Source organism: Skermanella aerolata KACC 11604 (genome assembly GCF_000936425.1).
Classification (GTDB): Bacteria; Pseudomonadota; Alphaproteobacteria; order Azospirillales; family Azospirillaceae; genus Skermanella; species Skermanella aerolata.
In genome coordinates this window covers 256,632-274,724 of the sequence record NZ_AVFK01000002.1, presented here as the reverse complement: position 1 = coordinate 274,724, position 18,093 = coordinate 256,632, and the positions used below count along the sequence as shown (strand labels likewise).

Below are 18,093 nucleotides of genomic sequence, written 5' to 3'. Positions count from 1 at the left end.
TCGAACCGCTTCTAGCAATCTTCAGCGGGACACACAAGACCGTGAAATCGTCTTCTCAGCGATCAGAGCGACTCACGCTCCGCTCCTTGGACTGACAAGGTCGAAAAGAAACCGGCCGCCCGATAGAGCGGCCGGTTTCCAATTTCGGCTTGGAAGCCTTAGTTCAACGCGTCCTTCAAGATCTTGCCGGCCTTGAACTTCGGTTGTTTCGAAGCAGGAATGTTGATCTTCTCGCCAGTCCGCGGGTTGCGTCCCTCGGAAGCCGCACGGTCGGATACGTCAAAGGTCCCGAAGCCGACGAGGCGGACTTCTTCGCCCTTCTTGAGCGACTGGATGATGCCATCGAAGACGGCATCGACGGCCTTGGTGGCATCTATCTTAGACAGCCCTGCCGCATCCGCCACAAGCGCAACGAGATCGTTCTTGTTCACTGGTGAGCCCCCCTTGGAAAACCGCATAAACAAAGCTTGAACCCTCCGGCTCAATCCTCGCGCGGAAAGTGTATACCGACACCGCCGCACCCGGAGCAATACAGGGCGCGGCGGTTGAGGGAATTTATGCGTTTTCCAGGTGTGATCTCAATGCCGAATTACTTCCTCGTGGTCACCATCGGCCACCGGTGGCGCTACCTTCGTCGCTTCAGAAGGCTCGCTCCATTCGATCGGGACCAGTGTCTGCGTCAACGCATGGTGGAGAACATCATCCGCCATGCTTACCGGGATTATCTGGAGACCCTTCTTCACGTTCTCCGGTATCTCGGCCAAGTCCTTTTCGTTGTCTTTCGGGATCAAAACCGTCTTCAAACCGCCCCGCAGAGCGGCCAGAAGCTTCTCCTTGAGACCACCGATCGGCAGCACCCGACCGCGCAACGTGATCTCGCCAGTCATGGCGACATCTTTACGCACCGGGATGCCAGTCAGCACGGACACGATCGACGTGACCATCGCGACGCCGGCGGAAGGACCGTCTTTCGGAGTCGCCCCTTCAGGCACGTGGACGTGGATGTCCTTCTTGCCGAACAGATCGGGCCTGATGCCGAACACCGTTGCCCGCGACTTGACGTAGCTTTCGGCCGCCTGGACCGACTCCTTCATGACGTCGCCCAACTTGCCCGTCGTCGTGACCTTGCCCTTGCCGGGAAGCATCACGGCTTCGATCGACAGCAGTTCGCCGCCCACTTCCGTCCAGGCCAAGCCGGTGGTGACGCCGACCAGATCCTCGAGTTCAGCTTCGCCGAAGCGGAATTTCTTCACGCCGGCGTACTTGTCGAGGTTGCGCCGGGTGACCTGGATCTTGTCGAGACCCTTCATCAGGATCTCCTTGATCGCCTTACGGGCGAGGTTGGCGATCTCCCGCTCAAGGCTGCGGACGCCGGCCTCGCGGGTGTAGTAGCGGATCAGGTCACGCAATGCGTCGTCCGAAACCGTGAACTCACCCTTCTTCAAGCCGTGCGACTTGAGCTGCTTGTCCAGCAGGTGCCGTTTGGCGATTTCGACCTTTTCGTCCTCGGTATAGCCGGCAACGCGGATGATCTCCATACGGTCCAGCAGCGGCTGCGGCATCCGCAGCGTATTGGCCGTGCAGACGAACATCACGTCCGAAAGATCGTAATCGACCTCCAGATAATGGTCGGCGAAGGTAGCGTTCTGCTCCGGATCAAGCACCTCCAGCAGCGCCGATGACGGATCGCCGCGCCAATCGGCACCCAGCTTGTCCACTTCGTCCAGAAGGAACAGGGGATTGGACGACTTGGCCTTCTTCATGCCCTGGATGACCTTGCCGGGCATCGAGCCGATATAGGTCCGGCGATGGCCACGAACCTCGGCCTCGTCCCGTACGCCGCCGAGCGACATCCGGACGAAATTACGGCCGGTCGCCTTGGCGATCGACTTGCCGAGCGATGTCTTGCCGACGCCAGGCGGACCAACGAGGCAGAGGATCGGTCCCTTGACCTTGGTCATGCGCTGCTGAACGGCAAGGTATTCGAGGATGCGCTCCTTGACCTTTTCAAGACCGAAATGGTCGGAATTCAGCACGCCTTCGGCGAGCTTGATGTCGCGCTTGATCTTGGTACGCTTCTTCCAGGGGATGCTGACGATCCAGTCCAGGTAGTTGCGGACAACGGTAGCTTCCGCCGACATCGGGCTCATGGAACGCAGCTTCTTCAGCTCCGCCAGCGCCTTCTCCCGTGCATCCTTGGACAGACGGGTCTTATTGATCCGGTCTTCGAGCTCGGCCACTTCATCGCGGCCGTCTTCCGACTCGCCGAGCTCCTTCTGGATAGCCTTAAGCTGCTCGTTCAGATAATACTCGCGCTGGGTCTTCTCCATCTGCCGCTTGACGCGGTTACGGATGCGCTTCTCGACCTGAAGAACACCGATCTCGCCTTCCATGAAGGCATAGACTCGCTCAAGCCGCTCTCCGACCGTCGCCGTCTCCAGAAGCTGCTGCTTCTCGGGGATCTTCAGCGCCAGATGGGAGGCGACGGTATCGGCCAGCTTGCCGGCTTCGTCAATCTGATTGATCGACACCAGCACTTCCGGCGGGATCTTCTTGTTGAGCTTGATGTACTGCTCGAACTGGGAAACGACGGCGCGCGACAGGGCTTCAAGCTCCTGCGACTCGCCGGCCTTTTCCTCGATCAGTTCGGCATGAGCCTGGAAGAAGTCGTCGTTCTCGGAAAACTTCGTGATCGAGGCGCGTTGTCCGCCTTCTACCAGAACCTTTACGGTGCCGTCAGGCAGCTTCAGCAACTGAAGCACGGTACCGATAGTGCCGACGGAATAGATGTCCGCAGGCGTGGGATCATCCTGTGAAGCGTTCTTCTGAGTGACCAGCAGGATCTGCTTGTCGTCCTTCATCACGTCTTCCAGCGCGCGCACCGACTTTTCGCGCCCTACGAACAGCGGCACGATCATGTGCGGGAAGACGACGATGTCCCTCAGCGGCAGGACCGGATACAAAGCTCCACGGGGGATTTCAAACATATGATGCGCCTCTCGTGTGAAGGCCGTCAGCCCGAAATAGGCCTGAAAAGAGTCTCACCCCTTGGTGGGCGTAAGAACAGTCATTGGCTGTTCCTAACGTGGCCCAAGTCCCCTGCCCCTTCAAGGTCTTGACATGTTGAAGAGGCATCATAGGGACGTCAGGCCCGTTTCATGCGCCGGGAGCGAGATCGCCGCGCCGGTCGGAATAGATGTAGAGAGGCTTGGCCCGTCCCTCCACGACTTCCTTGTTGATCATGATTTCCTCCACTCCCTGGAGCCCAGGCAGTTCGAACATCGGATCGAGCAAGATGCCTTCCATGATCGACCGAAGGCCCCGCGCTCCGGTCTTGCGGGCGATCGCCTTGTGGGCGATGCCCTTCAAGGCCTCGTCGGCAAACTCGAGGCGTACGTCCTCCATCTCGAAGAGCCGCTGGTACTGCTTGACCAGCGCGTTCTTTGGCTTGGTCAGAATTTCCATCAGCGCCGCTTCATCCAGGTCCGATAGGGTCGCGACGACAGGCAAACGGCCGACGAACTCGGGGATCAAGCCGAATTTCAGGAGATCTTCCGGCTCCACATCCCGAAGGATGGCGCCGGTCTGACGTTCGTCGGGACCGCGTACGTCCGCGCCGAAGCCGATCGATGTACCACGCCCCCGCTGGGCGATGATCTTCTCCAGACCGGCAAACGCACCGCCGCAGATGAACAGGATGTTGGTGGTATCGACCTGGAGGAATTCCTGCTGAGGGTGCTTGCGTCCCCCCTGCGGCGGTACCGAAGCGACCGTTCCTTCCATGATCTTCAGCAGTGCCTGCTGCACGCCTTCGCCGGATACGTCACGGGTGATCGACGGGTTGTCGGACTTTCGGCTGATCTTATCGACCTCGTCGATATAGACGATCCCGCGTTGGGCACGCTCGACATTGTAGTCGGCGGCTTGGAGCAGCTTCAGGATGATGTTCTCGACGTCCTCGCCGACGTAACCGGCTTCGGTCAGCGTCGTCGCGTCCGCCATGGTGAAGGGAACGTCGATAATCCGAGCGAGGGTCTGCGCCAGCAGCGTCTTGCCGCAGCCCGTCGGGCCGATCAGCAGGATGTTCGACTTCGCCAGTTCGACGTCGTTGTGCTTGGTGCCGTGGGCGAGTCGCTTGTAGTGATTGTGGACCGCGACGGATAGTACCCGTTTCGCGTGGTCCTGCCCGATGACATAGTCGTCCAGAACGGCATGGATATCGCGCGGCGTCGGCACGCCATCCCGCGACTTTACCAGCGTTGTCTTGTTCTCTTCGCGGATGATGTCCATGCAGAGTTCGACGCATTCATCGCAGATGAACACTGTCGGGCCGGCAATCAGCTTGCGGACCTCGTGCTGGCTCTTTCCGCAGAAGGAGCAGTAGAGGGTATTTTTCGAATCGCCGCCGGTGGACTTGGTCATATGGGCTCCGTCACAGCACCGAGTGACGTTTGGTCCGGCGGGCGGTCGATAAACCGTAGCAAACGAGCCGTTCCAAACGCCTTTAGAAACAGGTTGTCCCGGGAGAGCCCTTCATGGGCGCGCCCGGTGGCGGGTCCGGAAACCGATCCCGCCACACAGGGACAATCCTATTCAACAACACGTAATACACGGCGATCAATATCTAGTTGGCACTATCGTGCCGGGATCTAGCTGGTCCGCTCACGTGCTCGAAGTATCGCCACCGGTAGAAGGACGGCTTGCGACGACTTCGTCGATCAGGCCGAAGCTTTTGGCTTCCTCGGGCGACATGAATTTGTCGCGTTCCATGGCCGCCTCGATCACGTCCAGCGTCTGGCCGGTGTGCCGTGCATAGATGTCGTTGAGGCGCGACCGGAGCTTCAGGATTTCCTGAGCCTGGATTTCGATGTCGGCAGCCTGGCCCTGGGCACCGCCGGACGGCTGATGGACCATGATCCGGCTGTTTGGCAGCGAGAATCGCTTCCCCGGCGCGCCGGCGGTCATCAGGAGCGAGCCCATGCTGGCGGCCTGACCGATGCAGACGGTCGAAACCGGCGGCCGGATGTACTGCATGGTGTCGTAGATCGCGAGACCCGACGTGACGTAGCCGCCCGGTGAGTTGATGTAGAAGGAGATGTCCTTGTTTGGATTCTCCGACTCCAGGAACAAGAGCTGCGCGCAGATCAGGCTGGCCACGCCGTCATTGACCGGGCCGATCAGGAAAATGATGCGCTCCTTCAAGAGGCGCGAATAGATGTCGAACGCGCGCTCGCCACGATTGGTCTGTTCGATGACCATCGGAACCAGAGCGTTCATCCGCGGCTCGAAATCGTACATGCTTTTCGACTCTCCCGTTCCCCATGTGCCGACCGCACCGCCTCAGGCGGCATGATGGGCTTTGATCCTTGCGGCGGCCCGCCGGAGAATTCCGGCGGTACCGCCTTACGGTTCGGATCAGGCCTGGGCCGTACCTTCGGCTTTGGCTGTACCTTCAGCCTCGTCCGTACCTTCGGCTTCGTCCGGATCGCGCACCAGTTCCTCGACCGATACGGTCTTCTCATCTACCTTAGCGAGTTCAAGGATGAAGTCGATGACCTTATCTTCGAACAGGGGCGCCCGGATGTTGTCGATCGCCCGCGGCGTATTGCGGAAGAACTCGAACACCTCGCGCTCCTGACCCGGATAACGCTGAGCTTCGGCGACCAGTGCCTTGTTCAGCTCGTCCTGGGTCACCTGAATATTGTTGCGCCGACCCACTTCTGAAAGGAGCAGGCCCAACCGGACGCGACGTTCGGCGATGGAGCGATACTCGGCCCGAAGCTCGTCCTCGCTCTTGCCGGCCTCTTCGGCATCGGGACCCCCGCGCTTCAGTTCTTCCTGAAGCCGGTTCCAGATGGTCTCGAACTCGATGTCGACCATGCCGGGAGGCACGTCGAAGCTGTGGGTTTCGGCCAGCTTGTCGAGCAGGGTCCGCTTCACCCGGCTACGCGAGATGCCCGCGTAATCCTGGCCGATACGGTCCTTGATCATCTGCTTCAGGGCGGCGAGGTCTTCAGCGCCGAACTTCTTGGCGAATTCGTCGTCGATGACGGCCGGGGCCGTCTCGCGGATCTCTTTGACGTCGACCTCGAACACGGCCTCCTTGCCCTGGAACTCGGCGGCGCCGTAGTTCTCGGGGAAGGTCACCGTGATGGTGCGGTGATCGCCCGGCTTGCTGCCGACCAACTGCTCTTCGAAGGTGCCGACGAAGCTGTTGCTGCCCAGCTCGAGCTGGTGATCCTTGGCATCCATGCCCGGCTTCGCTTCCCCGTCGAGGGTGCCGGCGAAGTCGATGACCAGGATGTCGCCGGTGCGGGCTTCCCGCTCTTCGGCGATAGGCTTGCTGTCACGGCTGCTCTTGGACAGACGCTCCAGCGTCTCATCCACCTGCTTGTCGTCCACTTCGGCGACGACTCGCTCCAGTTCGATCGTGGAGAAATCGACAGGCTCGATGTCGGGCAGCAGTTCGACCGCAAGATCGTATTCCAGGTTGCCGCCCTCTTCGAACGAGGTGACCTGGATCTTGGGCTGAAGCGCCGGACGGAGACCACGCTCGTCGATCGCCTTCTGGGAGCTGTCGTTGACGGCGCGCTCCAGCACCTCTCCCATGACCGACTGGGCGTAGCGCTGCTTCACGATCGGAAGCGGCACCTTGCCGGGGCGGAAGCCCGGCAGCCTTACGGTCCTGCTCAGCTCCTGGAGCCGGCTGTTGACCTGAGTCTCGATCTCCTGGGCGGGGATGACGACCTTGTATTCACGCTTGAGGCCGTCGGCGCTCGTCTCGGTAATCTGCATTGGACTGGAAGCCTGTTTCGTTGGCGACCGGTGCGGCCGGTCGCGGCTTGAGAACCTCGGGTACGGCTGACCTTGTGGTGCGGGCGAAGGGACTCGAACCCCCACGACTTCCGTCACTGGAACCTAAATCCAGCGCGTCTACCAATTCCGCCACGCCCGCACAGGCAGCCCCGCGCAGGCGATTTAAGTCACCCGCCCGCCGGGTTCGCCTCTATAGCACACCGATTTCTGGACAAACAGGCTAAATGGACAAGTCGCGAGAACCGGCTGAAACGCGGCTCTCACCCGCAGGCCCAGTTCAAGCGCGACAGCCCGGCGTTCAAGCCAGGACCCGCTCGCTGAAGAGTTCGGCGAAGGAGCTGAGCGCCAGCGTGCGCAATTCGTCCGCCGTATCGACCCTCTCGTAGTGGACGCTGAAGCGGACATGAGTGATGCCGACACTGTCTTTGGACACTGCGAGCACCCGCGCGGTTTCCACGGACTTGCCGCGGGTGGTCCGCCGATACACCGATCCTTCAGTGATGTCTGCCGGAGCCTTCTGCCGTCTCAAGAACATGTATGCCGTCCCGCGCTGGCTTGGTTAATGTCAGTGGGATCAAGACTAGCCAGCGGCTGTTTATGAACAGTTAAAGGCGGTTAGGTGCATTTTATGTAAAAAGCCATCAGTTTATCCTGTACTTTTCAGATGCGCGCGCACTTGCGAGGAGGTGCTGATTTTACCATCCCCGGTATAGGCCTCGTGATTGGCCTCGATATGGGTCAGTTTATACCGGTAATTGATCATCATTCCGGCTGACTGACGCAAGCCGTTGTCTGAGGTGTCGGCCAGCCAGTTCAGCCGCTCCATGCGGGCGCCGTTGGACAGATGGAAATGAGCGACCGGATCGCGGGCACGATTACCCGACTTCACGTCGACCAGATACGTGGCGCCAAGCCGAAGCAGGATTGGCTTGAGGACCTTGAGCACAGCATCGTCGCGGTGCCATCCAGGCCGGTCCAGCAGTGCCTGAAGGCGGTCGCAAGGCTCTGGCACGACGTTGTCGGGATCGGCGAAAAGCTCGGCGATACGGTTTCGCTCGGACGCGGTCAACACACCCTCTCCGCCGCTTTCCCGGTCAAGTTCCGCATCTAGCCAGCGCCTGAAACCGGGAATCGGAGACAGCGTTGCGAAGTTCTTGAGGTTCGGGAACTCGGCCGCAAGACTGTCTACGACGCGCTTGATCAGGAAATTGCCGAAACTGATGCCGGCCAGTCCCTTCTGGGCATTCGAGATCGAGTAGAAGATGGCGGTATCCGCCGTCTGCGGATCCTGTACGGGCGCCGCCTCGTCCAGCAGGGTCTGGACGTTGCCGGACATGCCGGTCACCAGCGCCACCTCGACGAATATCAGGGGTTCGTCCGGCATCCTCGGGTGGAAGAAGGCGAAGCAACGGCGGTCCGAGTCGAGCCGATCCTTCAGGTCCTGCCAACCGCGGATCGCATGGACCGCCTCATAAGCGATCAGCTTCTCCAGGAGCGATGCCGGGCTGTCCCATGTGATCCGGCGCAACTCCAGGAAACCGACGTCGAACCAGTTCTTCAACAGTGACTTCAGGTCGGCTTCGAGCGCCGACAGCAGCGGATCGCCACGCGACCACTCCAGCAGTTGCGCTCGCATGTCCACCAGGAACTTTATGCCTTCGGGCAGACCGTTGAACTGGGTCAGCAACCTCATCCGTCCCGGTTCGAGCGCACTCCGCAGCGCCCGCTCGGCGTCGCCGCGCGATGCCGGATCACCGGCCTGATGGAACACGTCGACCGCCCGGTCCACGGTGGCGCGGTCCACGTCGAAATCGCGGGCCAGCACGTGGAGGAAGTTGCGCCGGCCCGTCGAGTCGAGGCCGAGATAGGTCCGGCCCAGCTCCGCGGCGCGCGCTCGGGCGCTGACTTCACCGCCGCGCCCTTCCAGGCAGGCCTGCATCTGAAGACGGAGCCGGTCGGCATCCTCTCGCGGCAGATGGGGACGTGGCGTGGCGCCCACCGCCTCGCGGGAGAAGGCCGCTATATCGCGCCACGCGGTCCTCAGGTTCTCGATGGTACGGTCAAACAGCGACGGCGCCGCCTGCTCTTCAATGGAAGTCGGTAACTGGGTCATGCCGCTGATTTTGAAAGAGTCGTGCCGTGCGGATCAAGGGTAAACGGAAGTGTCGCAACCATCTTCACGGGACCGTCACGAAGCCTTCCGCCAAGTCTCGCAACACTCCCGGCAAAACCTCCGCAATGTCCTCCGCGATCAGCCCATGGCCGAATCTCGTGGCTGCCTCGCCATGAAGCCATGCGGCAGCGGCGGCGGCATGGAACGTCGGCATGCCCTGTGCGATCAAGCCCAACGCCAAGCCCGCCAGGACGTCACCCGCCCCTGCCGTCGCCAGCCATGGCGGTGCGTTCCCATTGATCGCGGCACTGCCGTCCGGCCGCGCGATCACGGTATCCGGCCCTTTTAGCAGCACGATCGCCCCGGCGCGACCGGCGGCGGCACGTGCCTGCGACAGTCTGTCGCCTTCGATGCCGAACAGCCTCTTGAACTCTCCGGCATGGGGCGTCAGCAGGCATTGCCCCGTAAGCCGTCCGAAGAGTTCCGCGGGTGCCTCGGCGAATGCGGTGATGGCGTCCGCATCGATGACCGTCGCCTTCGCTGCATCCAAGGCTTCCTCCACCCTGCGGCGCGTCGCGGCGGAGATGCCGGCTCCCGGCCCGATCAGGACGGCGTTACGGCGCGGATCGGCCATCAGGCCGGAAAACGACTCGGCAGCGGTGAGAACGGTCACGATGGTTCCGGGATCGGACGCGGCATAGATCGGAAAAGACTCTTCCGGACAGGCGATGCTGACCAGCCCCGCCCCTGCCCGCCGCGCCGCCCGTGCAGCCAGCCTTGCCGCTCCCGTCATGCGGACGCCTCCCAGCACTACGGCATGACCACGATCGAACTTGTGCCCGTCGGCCTTGGGCCAGGGGAAGTGCGGCAGCCACAAGGCGGGGTCATTGTGAAAAATCCTCGGCGCGATCTTCTCAAGCACGGGGTCGGCGATGCCGATATCCGCAACCACGACCGTCCCGCACAAACCGCGCCCCGGCATGAGAAGGTGCGCGGGCTTCCTTCGAAAGAAAGTGACGGTCAGCGCCGCCGGCGCCGCAGTGCCGAGCACCAGGCCGGTGTCTCCATCGACGCCACTCGGCACGTCCACCGCGACGACCGGAATGGCGCGAATGCCCAGCTGCTCCACGAGATCACGCACGGCGCCTTCCAGCGGCCGCGCCAGTCCGGCACCGAACAGGGCATCGACCACCAGCGCCGCCCCGTCCAGCAGACCGGATGACAAGGCGAGCACTTCGCCCCTCCAGCGCCCTGCCATAACGGCGGCATCGCCGCGCAGGGCGTCCACCTTACCCAGCAGTCCGAGCCGGACCGGCCAGCCGAGCTGGTCAAGCAGGCGCGCCACGACGAAGCCGTCTCCGCCGTTGTTGCCAGGGCCGCAGAGGACGGTCACCGGGCCAACCGGCCATCGAGCCGCGATCTCGCGGACCACCGCGGCGCCTGCCGATTCCATCAGGACCTCACCGGACCTGCCGCTCTCGATGGTCAGCGCATCGGCGCGGTACATCTCTGCGACGGTCAGGACGGCGTTCCGAAGGTTCATGACGGTTCTCCCGAACAAGCGCTTCACGAGGGATCAACGGCTCGGAACGAAAAAAGGCCGCGGCGGTCTCTCATTGGGACCGATCGCAGCTTACCGGCGCAACAGCACCGCTGGATGAATGATGACGTCATCAAGGGAAGGTGGGGCGACGGATGGGACTCGAACCCACGACCACTCGGACCACAACCGAGGGCTCTACCAACTGAGCTACCGCCGCCACCGTTGGGGCCGTGTCTATGCCAAATCGCAGGAACCTCGTCAAGGGCGGAAAACGCTGATTTCCCGTCCTTACCCGCATCGTGGCTCGGTCTGCCGGCGCGTCAGCGTTGCACGAACCTATATGCCACTTTTTTAGACATCTTGATCATGGAAACATCAGTTGCTTGCCAGCCATTACGGCATACACTCGCCGAAAACCGCCGGGCGGAACATTTACCCTTGGCACTACGGCGTTGGCATGCCTCGTGCTTTACGGGATGATGAGCACCGCTCGGTGGCGCGCCGCCATCCACGGGGAGTCGTTGATCAGCATCATGAAAAAAATCGAAGCCATCATTAAGCCGTTCAAGCTCGACGAAGTGAAGGAAGCCCTTCACGAGGTCGGCATCAAGGGCATTACCGTCACCGAAGCCAAAGGCTTCGGAAGACAGAAGGGTCATACGGAACTTTACCGTGGCGCGGAATACGTCGTGGATTTCCTGCCCAAGGTGAAGATCGAGGTCGTGATGGACGACAGTCTGGTCGATCGCGCGATCGAAGCGATCCAGACGGCCGCCCATACCGGCCGCATCGGCGACGGAAAGATCTTCGTGACTCCGGTCGAAGAAGTCGTCCGCATCCGTACCGGTGAGAAAGGCAGCGACGCCGTCTGACCGGGATGCCGATCGGGGCTGGGCTTACCCGAGCCCATGACGTCGGGCACGTGACTGCGGGACAGTCATAAACCCCTGCCATGCATGGCTCGGGGTCCCAGGTGATGCCCCCTAACCGGCAGGCCTTGGCGCCGGTCCGCAGCGGCCGCGCGTCCGGCTTCCAAAGCGCAGGCGCAAGCCGTCCGACCATCTCGACGGACATCTTTTTCGTCTTGATGCCGGATCGTCATAATACCGGTTTGCCATAATGCCACCTACGGGCAAGCTGTGGATTGTGCGTCCGGAAAGGTCGTGACATAACAACGCCCGCGCGCGTCACCAAATCGGCCTCACTCCGCCCAGGCCAAGGTGGAGATGAGCCAGCGTCAACCATAGAAAACGGATTCCGAGGAATGTCTGACATCAGCAAGGTCTTCGACCTGATCAAGGAACACGACGTCAAGTACGTCGACCTTCGCTTCACCGATCCGCGCGGCAAGATGCATCACACCGCGCAGCACATCTGCACGATCGAGGAAGATTCGTTCACCGACGGCATCATGTTCGACGGATCCTCGATCGCCGGCTGGAAGGCGATCAACGAATCCGACATGGTCCTGTTGCCGGACGCTGCGACCGCCGTGCTGGATCCGTTCGCCGCACAGCCGATGCTGAACATCTTCTGCGACGTCTACGATCCGGCCAGCGGTCAGCCCTACAACCGTGACCCGCGCTCGATCGCCAAGGCCGCGCAGTCCTACATGGAGTCGGCCGGCATCGGCGACACCGCCTATTTCGGTCCGGAAGCCGAGTTCTTCGTGTTCGACGACGTGCGTTACGAAGTCTCGATGAACGAGTGCTTCTATAAGGTCGACAGCGAGGAAGGCCCCTACAACAGCGGCCGGACCCAGCCCGACGGCAACCTGGGCCACCGCCCGACCATCAAGGGCGGCTACTTCCCGGTCCCCCCGATCGACTCGGCTCAGGACCTGCGGGCCGAGATGCTGACCGTGCTGGGTGAAATGGGCGTCGAGATCGAGAAGCATCACCACGAAGTGGCCGCTTCTCAGCACGAGCTGGGCATCAAGTTCGCCACGCTCGTCAAAACAGCCGACAACATGCAGCAGTTCAAGTATGTCGTGCACAACGTCGCGGCCGCCTACGGCAAGACCGCCACGTTCATGCCGAAGCCGGTGTTCGGCGACAACGGTTCGGGCATGCACTGCCACCAGTCGATCTGGAAGGAAGGCCAGCCGATCTTCGCCGGCTCCGGCTACGCCGACCTGTCCGACATGGCGCTGTACTACATCGGCGGCATCATCAAGCATGCCCGTTCGCTGAACGCCTTCACCAACCCGTCTACCAACAGCTACAAGCGCCTGGTTCCGGGCTACGAAGCTCCGGTTCTGCTGGCCTACTCGGCCCGCAACCGTTCCGCTTCCTGCCGCATCCCCTACGTCGCCAGCCCCAAGGGCAAGCGCGTCGAAGTGCGGTTCCCCGATCCGTCGGCCAACCCGTATCTCGCTTTCGCCGCCATGCTGATGGCCGGCCTCGACGGTATCCAGAACAAGATCCATCCCGGCGAAGCGATGGACAAGAACCTGTACGACCTGCCCGCGGAAGAGCTGGCCGCGGTTCCGACCGTATGCGGTTCGCTCCGTCAGGCGCTCGACAGCCTGGAAGCCGACAACGATTACCTGACCAAGGGCGACGTGTTCGCTCCGGACATGATCGAGGCCTATATCGAGCTGAAGCGCGAAGAGCAGATGGCCTTCGAGACCTCGCCGCACCCGATCGAGTACAAGATGTACTACTCGGTCTGATCCTGCGGGATCCGGCAGCTCACTTTTTGGGCAAAATGGAAGGGGTGGCGGATTTTCCGCCGCCCCTTTTCATTTGGGTTTTTCCGAAAAATCTGTCAGTGCAAACTTTACCGGGACTAAAAAATCGTGCAGGTTTATGCATGATTTTGCAGACAGCGGGCTGATGCCGGTTGAAGTCTCCGGAAAGTGCGATGCGTGACGATCCCTCGAGCCTGCCGTTGCGCCTGAGCGGTGTTCGCTACTCCGTCGGCGAAGCGACGCTGATTCCGGCGCTTTCCCTAACTCTCGGCGGACACGGGATAACGGTCATTCTCGGACCGAACGGTGCCGGCAAGAGCCTGACCCTCCGTCTCTGCCACGGGTTGATAAGACCGACGGCCGGTTCGGTGGAATGGCTGGGTCCCGGCGCCGCGACAATCCGCCGCCGCCATGCCATGGTCTTCCAGCGTCCCGTGATGCTGCGCCGCTCCGCGCGCGGTAACCTCATCCATGCCCTGGCCCTGGCCGGATTCGGCTACCGAAGCCGCCGCACGGCCGCCGGCGCGGCCCTCGAACGATTCGGCCTGATCGATCTGGCCGACAGGCCGGCGCGCGTCCTCTCTGGCGGCGAGCAACAACGTCTGGCGCTCGCCCGCGCCTGGTCGCTGCGCCCCGAAGTGCTGTTCCTCGACGAGCCGACCGCCAATCTCGACCCGACCGCGACCAGAGCGGTCGAGTCGATGATCGAGGAGTTCGTTCGCGACGGCATCCGGATCGTCATGACGACCCATGACCTCGGCCAAGCCCGGCGCCTCGCAGACGAAGTCATGTTCCTGAACCGTGGAATGCTGATCGAACATGCGCCCGCGGCCTCATTCTTCGACCAACCGCGGACCAAAGAAGCCGCGGCCTTTCTCAGAGGAGATCTCCTGTGCTGACAGAACTGAACCGGCGCCTGTTCGGCGCCTTGGTGGCCGCCGGCCTGTCCTTGGCCGCCGGCCTGCCCGCGGTCGCCCAGGACGAATTCATCACCGTCGCATCGACCACATCGACCGAGCAGTCCGGTCTGTTCGACTATCTCCTCCCCCTGTTCAAGGCGAAGACCGGTCTTGACGTCCATGTCGTCGCCCAGGGCACCGGACAGGCGATCGAAACCGGCCGGCGCGGCGATGCGGACGTTCTGTTCGTCCACGATACCAAGTCGGAGGAGAAGTTCGTCGCCGATGGCTTCGCCAAGAAGCGATACGACGTCATGTACAACGACTTCGTCATCGTCGGGCCAGCGGCCGATCCCGCAGGCGTCAAAGGCCTGAAGGACGCCGAAACCGCCCTGAAGAAGATCGCCGCCGCCAAAGCGCCCTTTGCGTCGCGCGGTGACGACAGCGGCACCCATAAGGCTGAACAGCGCCTTTGGCAGATGGCGGAAGTCGACGTCACATCCGCCGGTACCGGCGGCTGGTACCGTTCGACCGGCTCCGGCATGGGTCCGACGCTCAATACCAGCGCCGCGATGGACGCCTACGCGCTGACCGACCGGGGGACTTGGCTGAACTTCCGCAACCGGGGCAACCTGACGATCCTGGTCGAAGGCGATAAGCGGCTGTTCAATCAGTACGGCGTGATGGCTGTGAACCCGGCAAAGCACCCGCACGTGAAACTTGAGGACGGAGCGCTTTTCGTCAATTGGCTGCTGTCTAAGGAGGGACAGGATGCCATCGCCGGCTATAAGATCAACGGCGAACAGCTTTTCTTCCCCAACGCCGAAAAATCCGGCTCCTGACCGCGGGGTCCTGAGCGGGGCGGCACCGTGGATCGATCCATGTCCGACCTGATGAACACCCAGGAAGTAGCGGCCTATCTCCGAATCAAGGAGCGCAAGATCTACGATCTCGTGCGTCAGGGCGGCATCCCCTGCACGCGCGTCGGCGGCAAATGGCTGTTTCCCAAGGACAGGATCGACCAGTGGCTGGAGCGTGCCGCCCCCGTGATGCCGGAACACCGCGCGCGCGCGACAGCCGTCGCTCCCCGTGTCATGGCCGGGAGTCACGACCCGTTCCTCGAATGGTGCGTCGCTTCTTCCGGCTGCGGCCTCGCGATGCTCAGCGGCGGCAGCCTCGACGGCCTGGAACGGCTGGCAGTCGGCCAGGCCGCGGCCTGCGGCATTCACATTCTCGACCCGGAGTCCGGCACGTACAATGTGCCGGTACTGGAACGTACGCTGCCCGGCCATGACATCGTCGCGGTGGAATGGGCTTGGCGTGAGCAAGGGTTGGTTGTTGCTCCCGGCAATCCGCACGGCATCGCTTCGCTCGAAGACGTCGCGGCAGGCCGTGTGAGAATGGCGATCCGTCCGCCAGGGTCGGGTGCCAGGGTCCTGATGGACCATCTGCTCGACAAATCGGGCATCCTCCTGAACGAGCTTTCGCTCACGGAGTCGCCGGTACGGAGTGAGTTGGAGGTCGGCTTGACGGTGCTGGACGGGAGGGCCGACACAGGGCTGGCCGTCCGGGCCATAGCCCGGCAGCTTCGCCTTGACTTCGTCCCGCTGCACCGGGAGCGATACGATCTGATCGTCCGGCGGCGGGATTATTTCGAGCCCGAAATGCAGGCCCTGCTGACGCATTCCCGCTCTGCCGACGCCTTGGCCAAGGCCGACGACCTGCAGGGTTACGATCTCTCGTCGGTCGGACGCGTCTGGTACAACGCACCCTGAGATCGTCCGTGCTAAAAACCATAAAAGGTGATCTTAAAACGAAACGGCGCCACGACTGTTGTCGGGCGCCGTTTCGTTTTAAGATCACCTTCTGGGAAGGTGGCTCCCGGTGCTGGACTCGAACCAGCGACACGCGGATTAACAGTCCACTGCTCTACCAACTGAGCTAACCGGGATCAACGAGGCGGTTTTTAGCAGCCGAGTTTCTGGTTCGCAAGAGGAAATTTCACGGAAAATGAGAAGCCGTACTCAGCGGATTCCAGCCGCCCTGCGGATCGCCTGGATATCCTGATCGAGCTGTTGGAGGAACCGGGAACGGTCCTGCTTGCCCAGCGGAGCGGGGCCGCCGGTGATAAGGCCGGACTCCCGAAGATGCTGGCTCAGCTCGCGTCCGGCCAGCGCCTGCCCGATCGTAGCGTCGGTGAACGGTTTGCCGGTGCTGCCGATCACGCGGGCACCGTTCTTCAGGCAGCGGGAAGCCAGCGGAATATCGGCGGTGATCACGATGTCGCCGGCACCGGCATTGGTCGCAATCCAGTCGTCCGCCGCGTCGAACCCGGCTCCCACCACGACCAGCCGGATACGTTCGTGGAGCGGTATCCGGAATGGGCTGTTGGCGACCAGGGTGACGCTGAGCCCATAACGCTCGGCGACACGATAGACCTCGTCCTTCACCGGGCAGGCGTCGGCATCGACATAGACATGCAGCACTTGGGAAGTCCTCGTTTTACAAAACTTAACCGGACTCGTTTTATCACAGAGCGTAACGCGATTGACGGGAAGACCAATGGACTGGCGGCGAACGGCGGGAATGGCGGCATTTATAGGCATGGCCCTGACGGTCCCGACATTGCCGGCATCCGCCACTCCGGCTGAAGCACGGTCCGTCGCCGTAGCTTCCAATTGCAAGCCTGGCAAGATCGAACCGCTGCGTCAGACTGTCGGCAACAGTCCCGAAACCGTCTTCAAGGTGATGTGCACGGGAGGCAAGTCCAAGGACGTCTTCGTTCTGGTCCAGTGCCGTGTGCACCAGTGCGTATTGCTGCGATGAAGTGGAATGCGGCCATGCCAGCAAGTCGGCGGATCCGGATAAGGGCCGTCATCGCCGCCACCCTGATCGGCGTCCTGCCCGGCGGCTGCTCGATGCTGGAAGGTCCGGCCACCGCGGCGACGGCTGGCGTTTCCACGGTCCTGCTGATCAACACCGGCAAGACCATCACCGACCACGCGGTGTCCTATGCTCTCGACGAAGATTGCAGCATGGTCAACTATGAGAAGACAAGGCATTACTGCCGCGATTGGCCGGATGTGACGGCGCGTGCCGAGCCGGAACTATACTGCTACAAGACCCTTGCCCAGGTTGAGTGCCATGCCCGGCCGGAGCCCTATGGCAACAAGGAAACTCTGGTCGGAATCCGCCCGGCTTGGCCCACCCCTGCGGCACCGCCGAAGTAACGCTACGCCATTGCGCCGTCAATCCCGGTGTTTGCGCGCGTATAACGCTGCCAAAGCCCGCATAGTCTGCTGATGCTTGGCTCCCGCCTTGGTCGGCGGAACCGGATTGGTCGTACCGAGCTTCAAGGGAGATGCCGATCTCGGAGCGGGGGCCGCCGGACTGGGCCGGGGCGGCAGAGCACCCTGCCCCATCAGCGACAGCGCCTTGTCCAAGGCTTCCGGCGACAATTCGCGCGGCGGTCCGGGCTTCGGCACCGGAACTTTAGGCGCGGGCGCCCGGACGATTGCCGGTGACGGGGGCTGCGCTACGGCAGCACTCTTTTCGGCTGCGGGTTTCGTCACCCGCTCGATCGTCCCCGTGACGATGCCTTTCAGGTAAGGCTCCACAAGTCCGCGAAGCAGTCGGTCGTCCGCCTGCGCCCAGCCCAGCAGTATATCCTGCGCACGGGCGCGACTGCCCTGGGATGCGACCAGCGCTTCCTTGATTTTCGAGGATGTATAGCTGTCGGACATTGGCGGCCACCGCGACGAAACTGCGGCTACAGTGTTTCGCCTTGAGGTTAATAAACTGTAACGTCCGCGTTTCAGTCTACGGCGAAAGTCGCTTTCCGGGACCACGGCACGCTATTCGCCCTACTCGTTGGTTCCGGTAAATCTGAATTTGGCTTCAACGCCCGCTGCCCAATGTTTTTCGGATGTCGGAGGAGCATCGGATGAGTAGGCAATCTCATTATTCGGCATGCCACGCCGCATCCAGTCGAGAATATACCCGTAGTCCGTCCGGTCCTCTGTTCCTGGAG

17 protein-coding genes and 3 tRNA genes are annotated in these 18,093 nt (G+C 62.0%); 7 read left to right on the top strand and 13 right to left on the bottom strand.

Translation table 11 applies throughout. The features are described from left to right. Positions 1-158: 158 nt before the first annotated feature. From N826_RS04275 to N826_RS04230, 10 genes are all read right to left on the bottom strand, one after another. On the bottom strand, positions 159-431 hold the full coding sequence (locus N826_RS04275) for an HU family DNA-binding protein (RefSeq protein WP_044426136.1): 273 nt from the start codon (positions 429-431) through the stop codon (positions 159-161). A 147-nt stretch (positions 432-578) separates the two neighbouring features. After that, on the bottom strand, positions 579-2,987 hold the full coding sequence (lon, locus tag N826_RS04270) for an endopeptidase La (protein WP_044426135.1): 2,409 nt from the start codon (positions 2,985-2,987) through the stop codon (positions 579-581). Between the two features lie 169 nt (positions 2,988-3,156). After that, entirely contained in the window at positions 3,157-4,422 is a 1,266-nt protein-coding gene (gene clpX, locus N826_RS04265) for an ATP-dependent Clp protease ATP-binding subunit ClpX (protein WP_044426133.1), read from the bottom strand. A 240-nt stretch (positions 4,423-4,662) separates the two neighbouring features. Further along, the gene (gene clpP / locus N826_RS04260; RefSeq protein ID WP_044426132.1) at positions 4,663-5,298 is read right to left on the bottom strand and encodes an ATP-dependent Clp endopeptidase proteolytic subunit ClpP; all 636 of its coding nucleotides are present in this window, start codon (positions 5,296-5,298) and stop codon (positions 4,663-4,665) included. Positions 5,299-5,415: 117 nt separating this feature from the next. After that, on the bottom strand, positions 5,416-6,795 hold the full coding sequence (gene tig, locus N826_RS04255; RefSeq protein WP_044426130.1) for a trigger factor: 1,380 nt from the start codon (positions 6,793-6,795) through the stop codon (positions 5,416-5,418). 75 nt (positions 6,796-6,870) lie between these two features. Continuing rightward, positions 6,871-6,955: transfer RNA gene (locus N826_RS04250), tRNA-Leu, on the bottom strand. Between the two features lie 159 nt (positions 6,956-7,114). Next, a complete protein-coding gene (locus tag N826_RS45670) occupies positions 7,115-7,249 on the bottom strand; it encodes a hypothetical protein (RefSeq protein WP_280178418.1) in 135 nt (44 codons plus the stop codon). A 213-nt stretch (positions 7,250-7,462) separates the two neighbouring features. Continuing rightward, on the bottom strand, positions 7,463-8,929 hold the full coding sequence (locus N826_RS04240) for a malonyl-CoA decarboxylase (protein WP_044426128.1): 1,467 nt from the start codon (positions 8,927-8,929) through the stop codon (positions 7,463-7,465). A gap of 64 nt (positions 8,930-8,993) precedes the next feature. Then, positions 8,994-10,472, bottom strand: coding sequence for a bifunctional ADP-dependent NAD(P)H-hydrate dehydratase/NAD(P)H-hydrate epimerase (locus N826_RS04235; RefSeq protein ID WP_044426126.1), 1,479 nt, complete (start codon positions 10,470-10,472; stop codon positions 8,994-8,996). 141 nt (positions 10,473-10,613) lie between these two features. After that, positions 10,614-10,689 (bottom strand) — tRNA-His (locus tag N826_RS04230). Positions 10,690-11,005: 316 nt separating this feature from the next. On the opposite strand from N826_RS04230, the gene N826_RS04225 reads away from it, so the two are divergent. The 5 genes from N826_RS04225 to N826_RS04205 all read left to right on the top strand — a co-directional run bounded on the left by N826_RS04225 (position 11,006) and on the right by N826_RS04205 (position 15,838). Further along, positions 11,006-11,344: a P-II family nitrogen regulator gene (locus N826_RS04225; RefSeq protein ID WP_037447826.1), complete on the top strand. Its 339-nt coding sequence runs from the start codon at positions 11,006-11,008 to the stop codon at positions 11,342-11,344. 392 nt (positions 11,345-11,736) lie between these two features. Beyond that, a complete protein-coding gene (glnA, locus tag N826_RS04220; protein ID WP_044426125.1) occupies positions 11,737-13,146 on the top strand; it encodes a type I glutamate--ammonia ligase in 1,410 nt (469 codons plus the stop codon). 191 nt (positions 13,147-13,337) lie between these two features. Next, positions 13,338-14,063 carry an ATP-binding cassette domain-containing protein gene (locus N826_RS04215; RefSeq protein WP_044426123.1) on the top strand — a complete coding sequence of 242 codons (726 nt, stop codon included), beginning with the start codon at positions 13,338-13,340 and terminating at the stop codon, positions 14,061-14,063. After that, positions 14,060-14,905 carry an ABC transporter substrate-binding protein gene (locus tag N826_RS04210; RefSeq protein ID WP_425600597.1) on the top strand — a complete coding sequence of 282 codons (846 nt, stop codon included), beginning with the start codon at positions 14,060-14,062 and terminating at the stop codon, positions 14,903-14,905. The genes N826_RS04215 and N826_RS04210 overlap by 4 nt, the downstream gene beginning before the upstream one ends. Positions 14,906-14,944: 39 nt before the next feature. Continuing rightward, positions 14,945-15,838 carry a helix-turn-helix transcriptional regulator gene (locus N826_RS04205; protein WP_211099203.1) on the top strand — a complete coding sequence of 298 codons (894 nt, stop codon included), beginning with the start codon at positions 14,945-14,947 and terminating at the stop codon, positions 15,836-15,838. A gap of 100 nt (positions 15,839-15,938) precedes the next feature. On the opposite strand, the gene N826_RS04200 is transcribed toward N826_RS04205, so the two are convergent. Both N826_RS04200 and N826_RS04195 read right to left on the bottom strand, forming a co-directional pair. Further along, positions 15,939-16,014, bottom strand: a tRNA-Asn gene (locus N826_RS04200). 73 nt (positions 16,015-16,087) lie between these two features. Further along, positions 16,088-16,546, bottom strand: coding sequence for a YaiI/YqxD family protein (locus tag N826_RS04195; protein WP_211099213.1), 459 nt, complete (start codon positions 16,544-16,546; stop codon positions 16,088-16,090). Positions 16,547-16,649: 103 nt separating this feature from the next. Here N826_RS04195 and N826_RS04190 point away from each other — a divergent pair, with 103 nt between their 5' ends. Next, positions 16,650-16,889 carry a hypothetical protein gene (locus N826_RS04190; protein ID WP_044426120.1) on the top strand — a complete coding sequence of 80 codons (240 nt, stop codon included), beginning with the start codon at positions 16,650-16,652 and terminating at the stop codon, positions 16,887-16,889. A 14-nt stretch (positions 16,890-16,903) separates the two neighbouring features. Next, positions 16,904-17,293: a hypothetical protein gene (locus N826_RS04185; protein ID WP_052830824.1), complete on the top strand. Its 390-nt coding sequence runs from the start codon at positions 16,904-16,906 to the stop codon at positions 17,291-17,293. 18 nt (positions 17,294-17,311) lie between these two features. Here the strand turns inward: N826_RS04185 and N826_RS04180 are convergent, their stop codons facing one another. Next, complete coding sequence (locus N826_RS04180; RefSeq protein ID WP_044426119.1) at positions 17,312-17,806, bottom strand: hypothetical protein; 495 nt, start codon at positions 17,804-17,806, stop codon at positions 17,312-17,314. Positions 17,807-18,093 lie beyond the last annotated feature (287 nt).

Coding starts and splice junctions, on each gene's coding strand:
- clpX (WP_044426133.1), bottom strand. CDS start 4,422: ATGACCAAGTCCACCGGCGGCGATTCGAAAAATACCCTCTACTGCTCC.
- tig (WP_044426130.1), bottom strand. CDS start 6,795: ATGCAGATTACCGAGACGAGCGCCGACGGCCTCAAGCGTGAATACAAG.
- N826_RS04180 (WP_044426119.1), bottom strand. CDS start 17,806: ATGTCCGACAGCTATACATCCTCGAAAATCAAGGAAGCGCTGGTCGCA.
- N826_RS04215 (WP_044426123.1), top strand. CDS start 13,338: ATGCGTGACGATCCCTCGAGCCTGCCGTTGCGCCTGAGCGGTGTTCGC.
- clpP (WP_044426132.1), bottom strand. CDS start 5,298: ATGTACGATTTCGAGCCGCGGATGAACGCTCTGGTTCCGATGGTCATC.
- N826_RS04190 (WP_044426120.1), top strand. CDS start 16,650: ATGGCGGCATTTATAGGCATGGCCCTGACGGTCCCGACATTGCCGGCA.
- N826_RS04240 (WP_044426128.1), bottom strand. CDS start 8,929: ATGACCCAGTTACCGACTTCCATTGAAGAGCAGGCGGCGCCGTCGCTG.
- lon (WP_044426135.1), bottom strand. CDS start 2,987: ATGTTTGAAATCCCCCGTGGAGCTTTGTATCCGGTCCTGCCGCTGAGG.
- N826_RS04235 (WP_044426126.1), bottom strand. CDS start 10,472: ATGAACCTTCGGAACGCCGTCCTGACCGTCGCAGAGATGTACCGCGCC.
- N826_RS04225 (WP_037447826.1), top strand. CDS start 11,006: ATGAAAAAAATCGAAGCCATCATTAAGCCGTTCAAGCTCGACGAAGTG.
- glnA (WP_044426125.1), top strand. CDS start 11,737: ATGTCTGACATCAGCAAGGTCTTCGACCTGATCAAGGAACACGACGTC.
- N826_RS04185 (WP_052830824.1), top strand. CDS start 16,904: ATGCCAGCAAGTCGGCGGATCCGGATAAGGGCCGTCATCGCCGCCACC.
- N826_RS04205 (WP_211099203.1), top strand. CDS start 14,945: ATGTCCGACCTGATGAACACCCAGGAAGTAGCGGCCTATCTCCGAATC.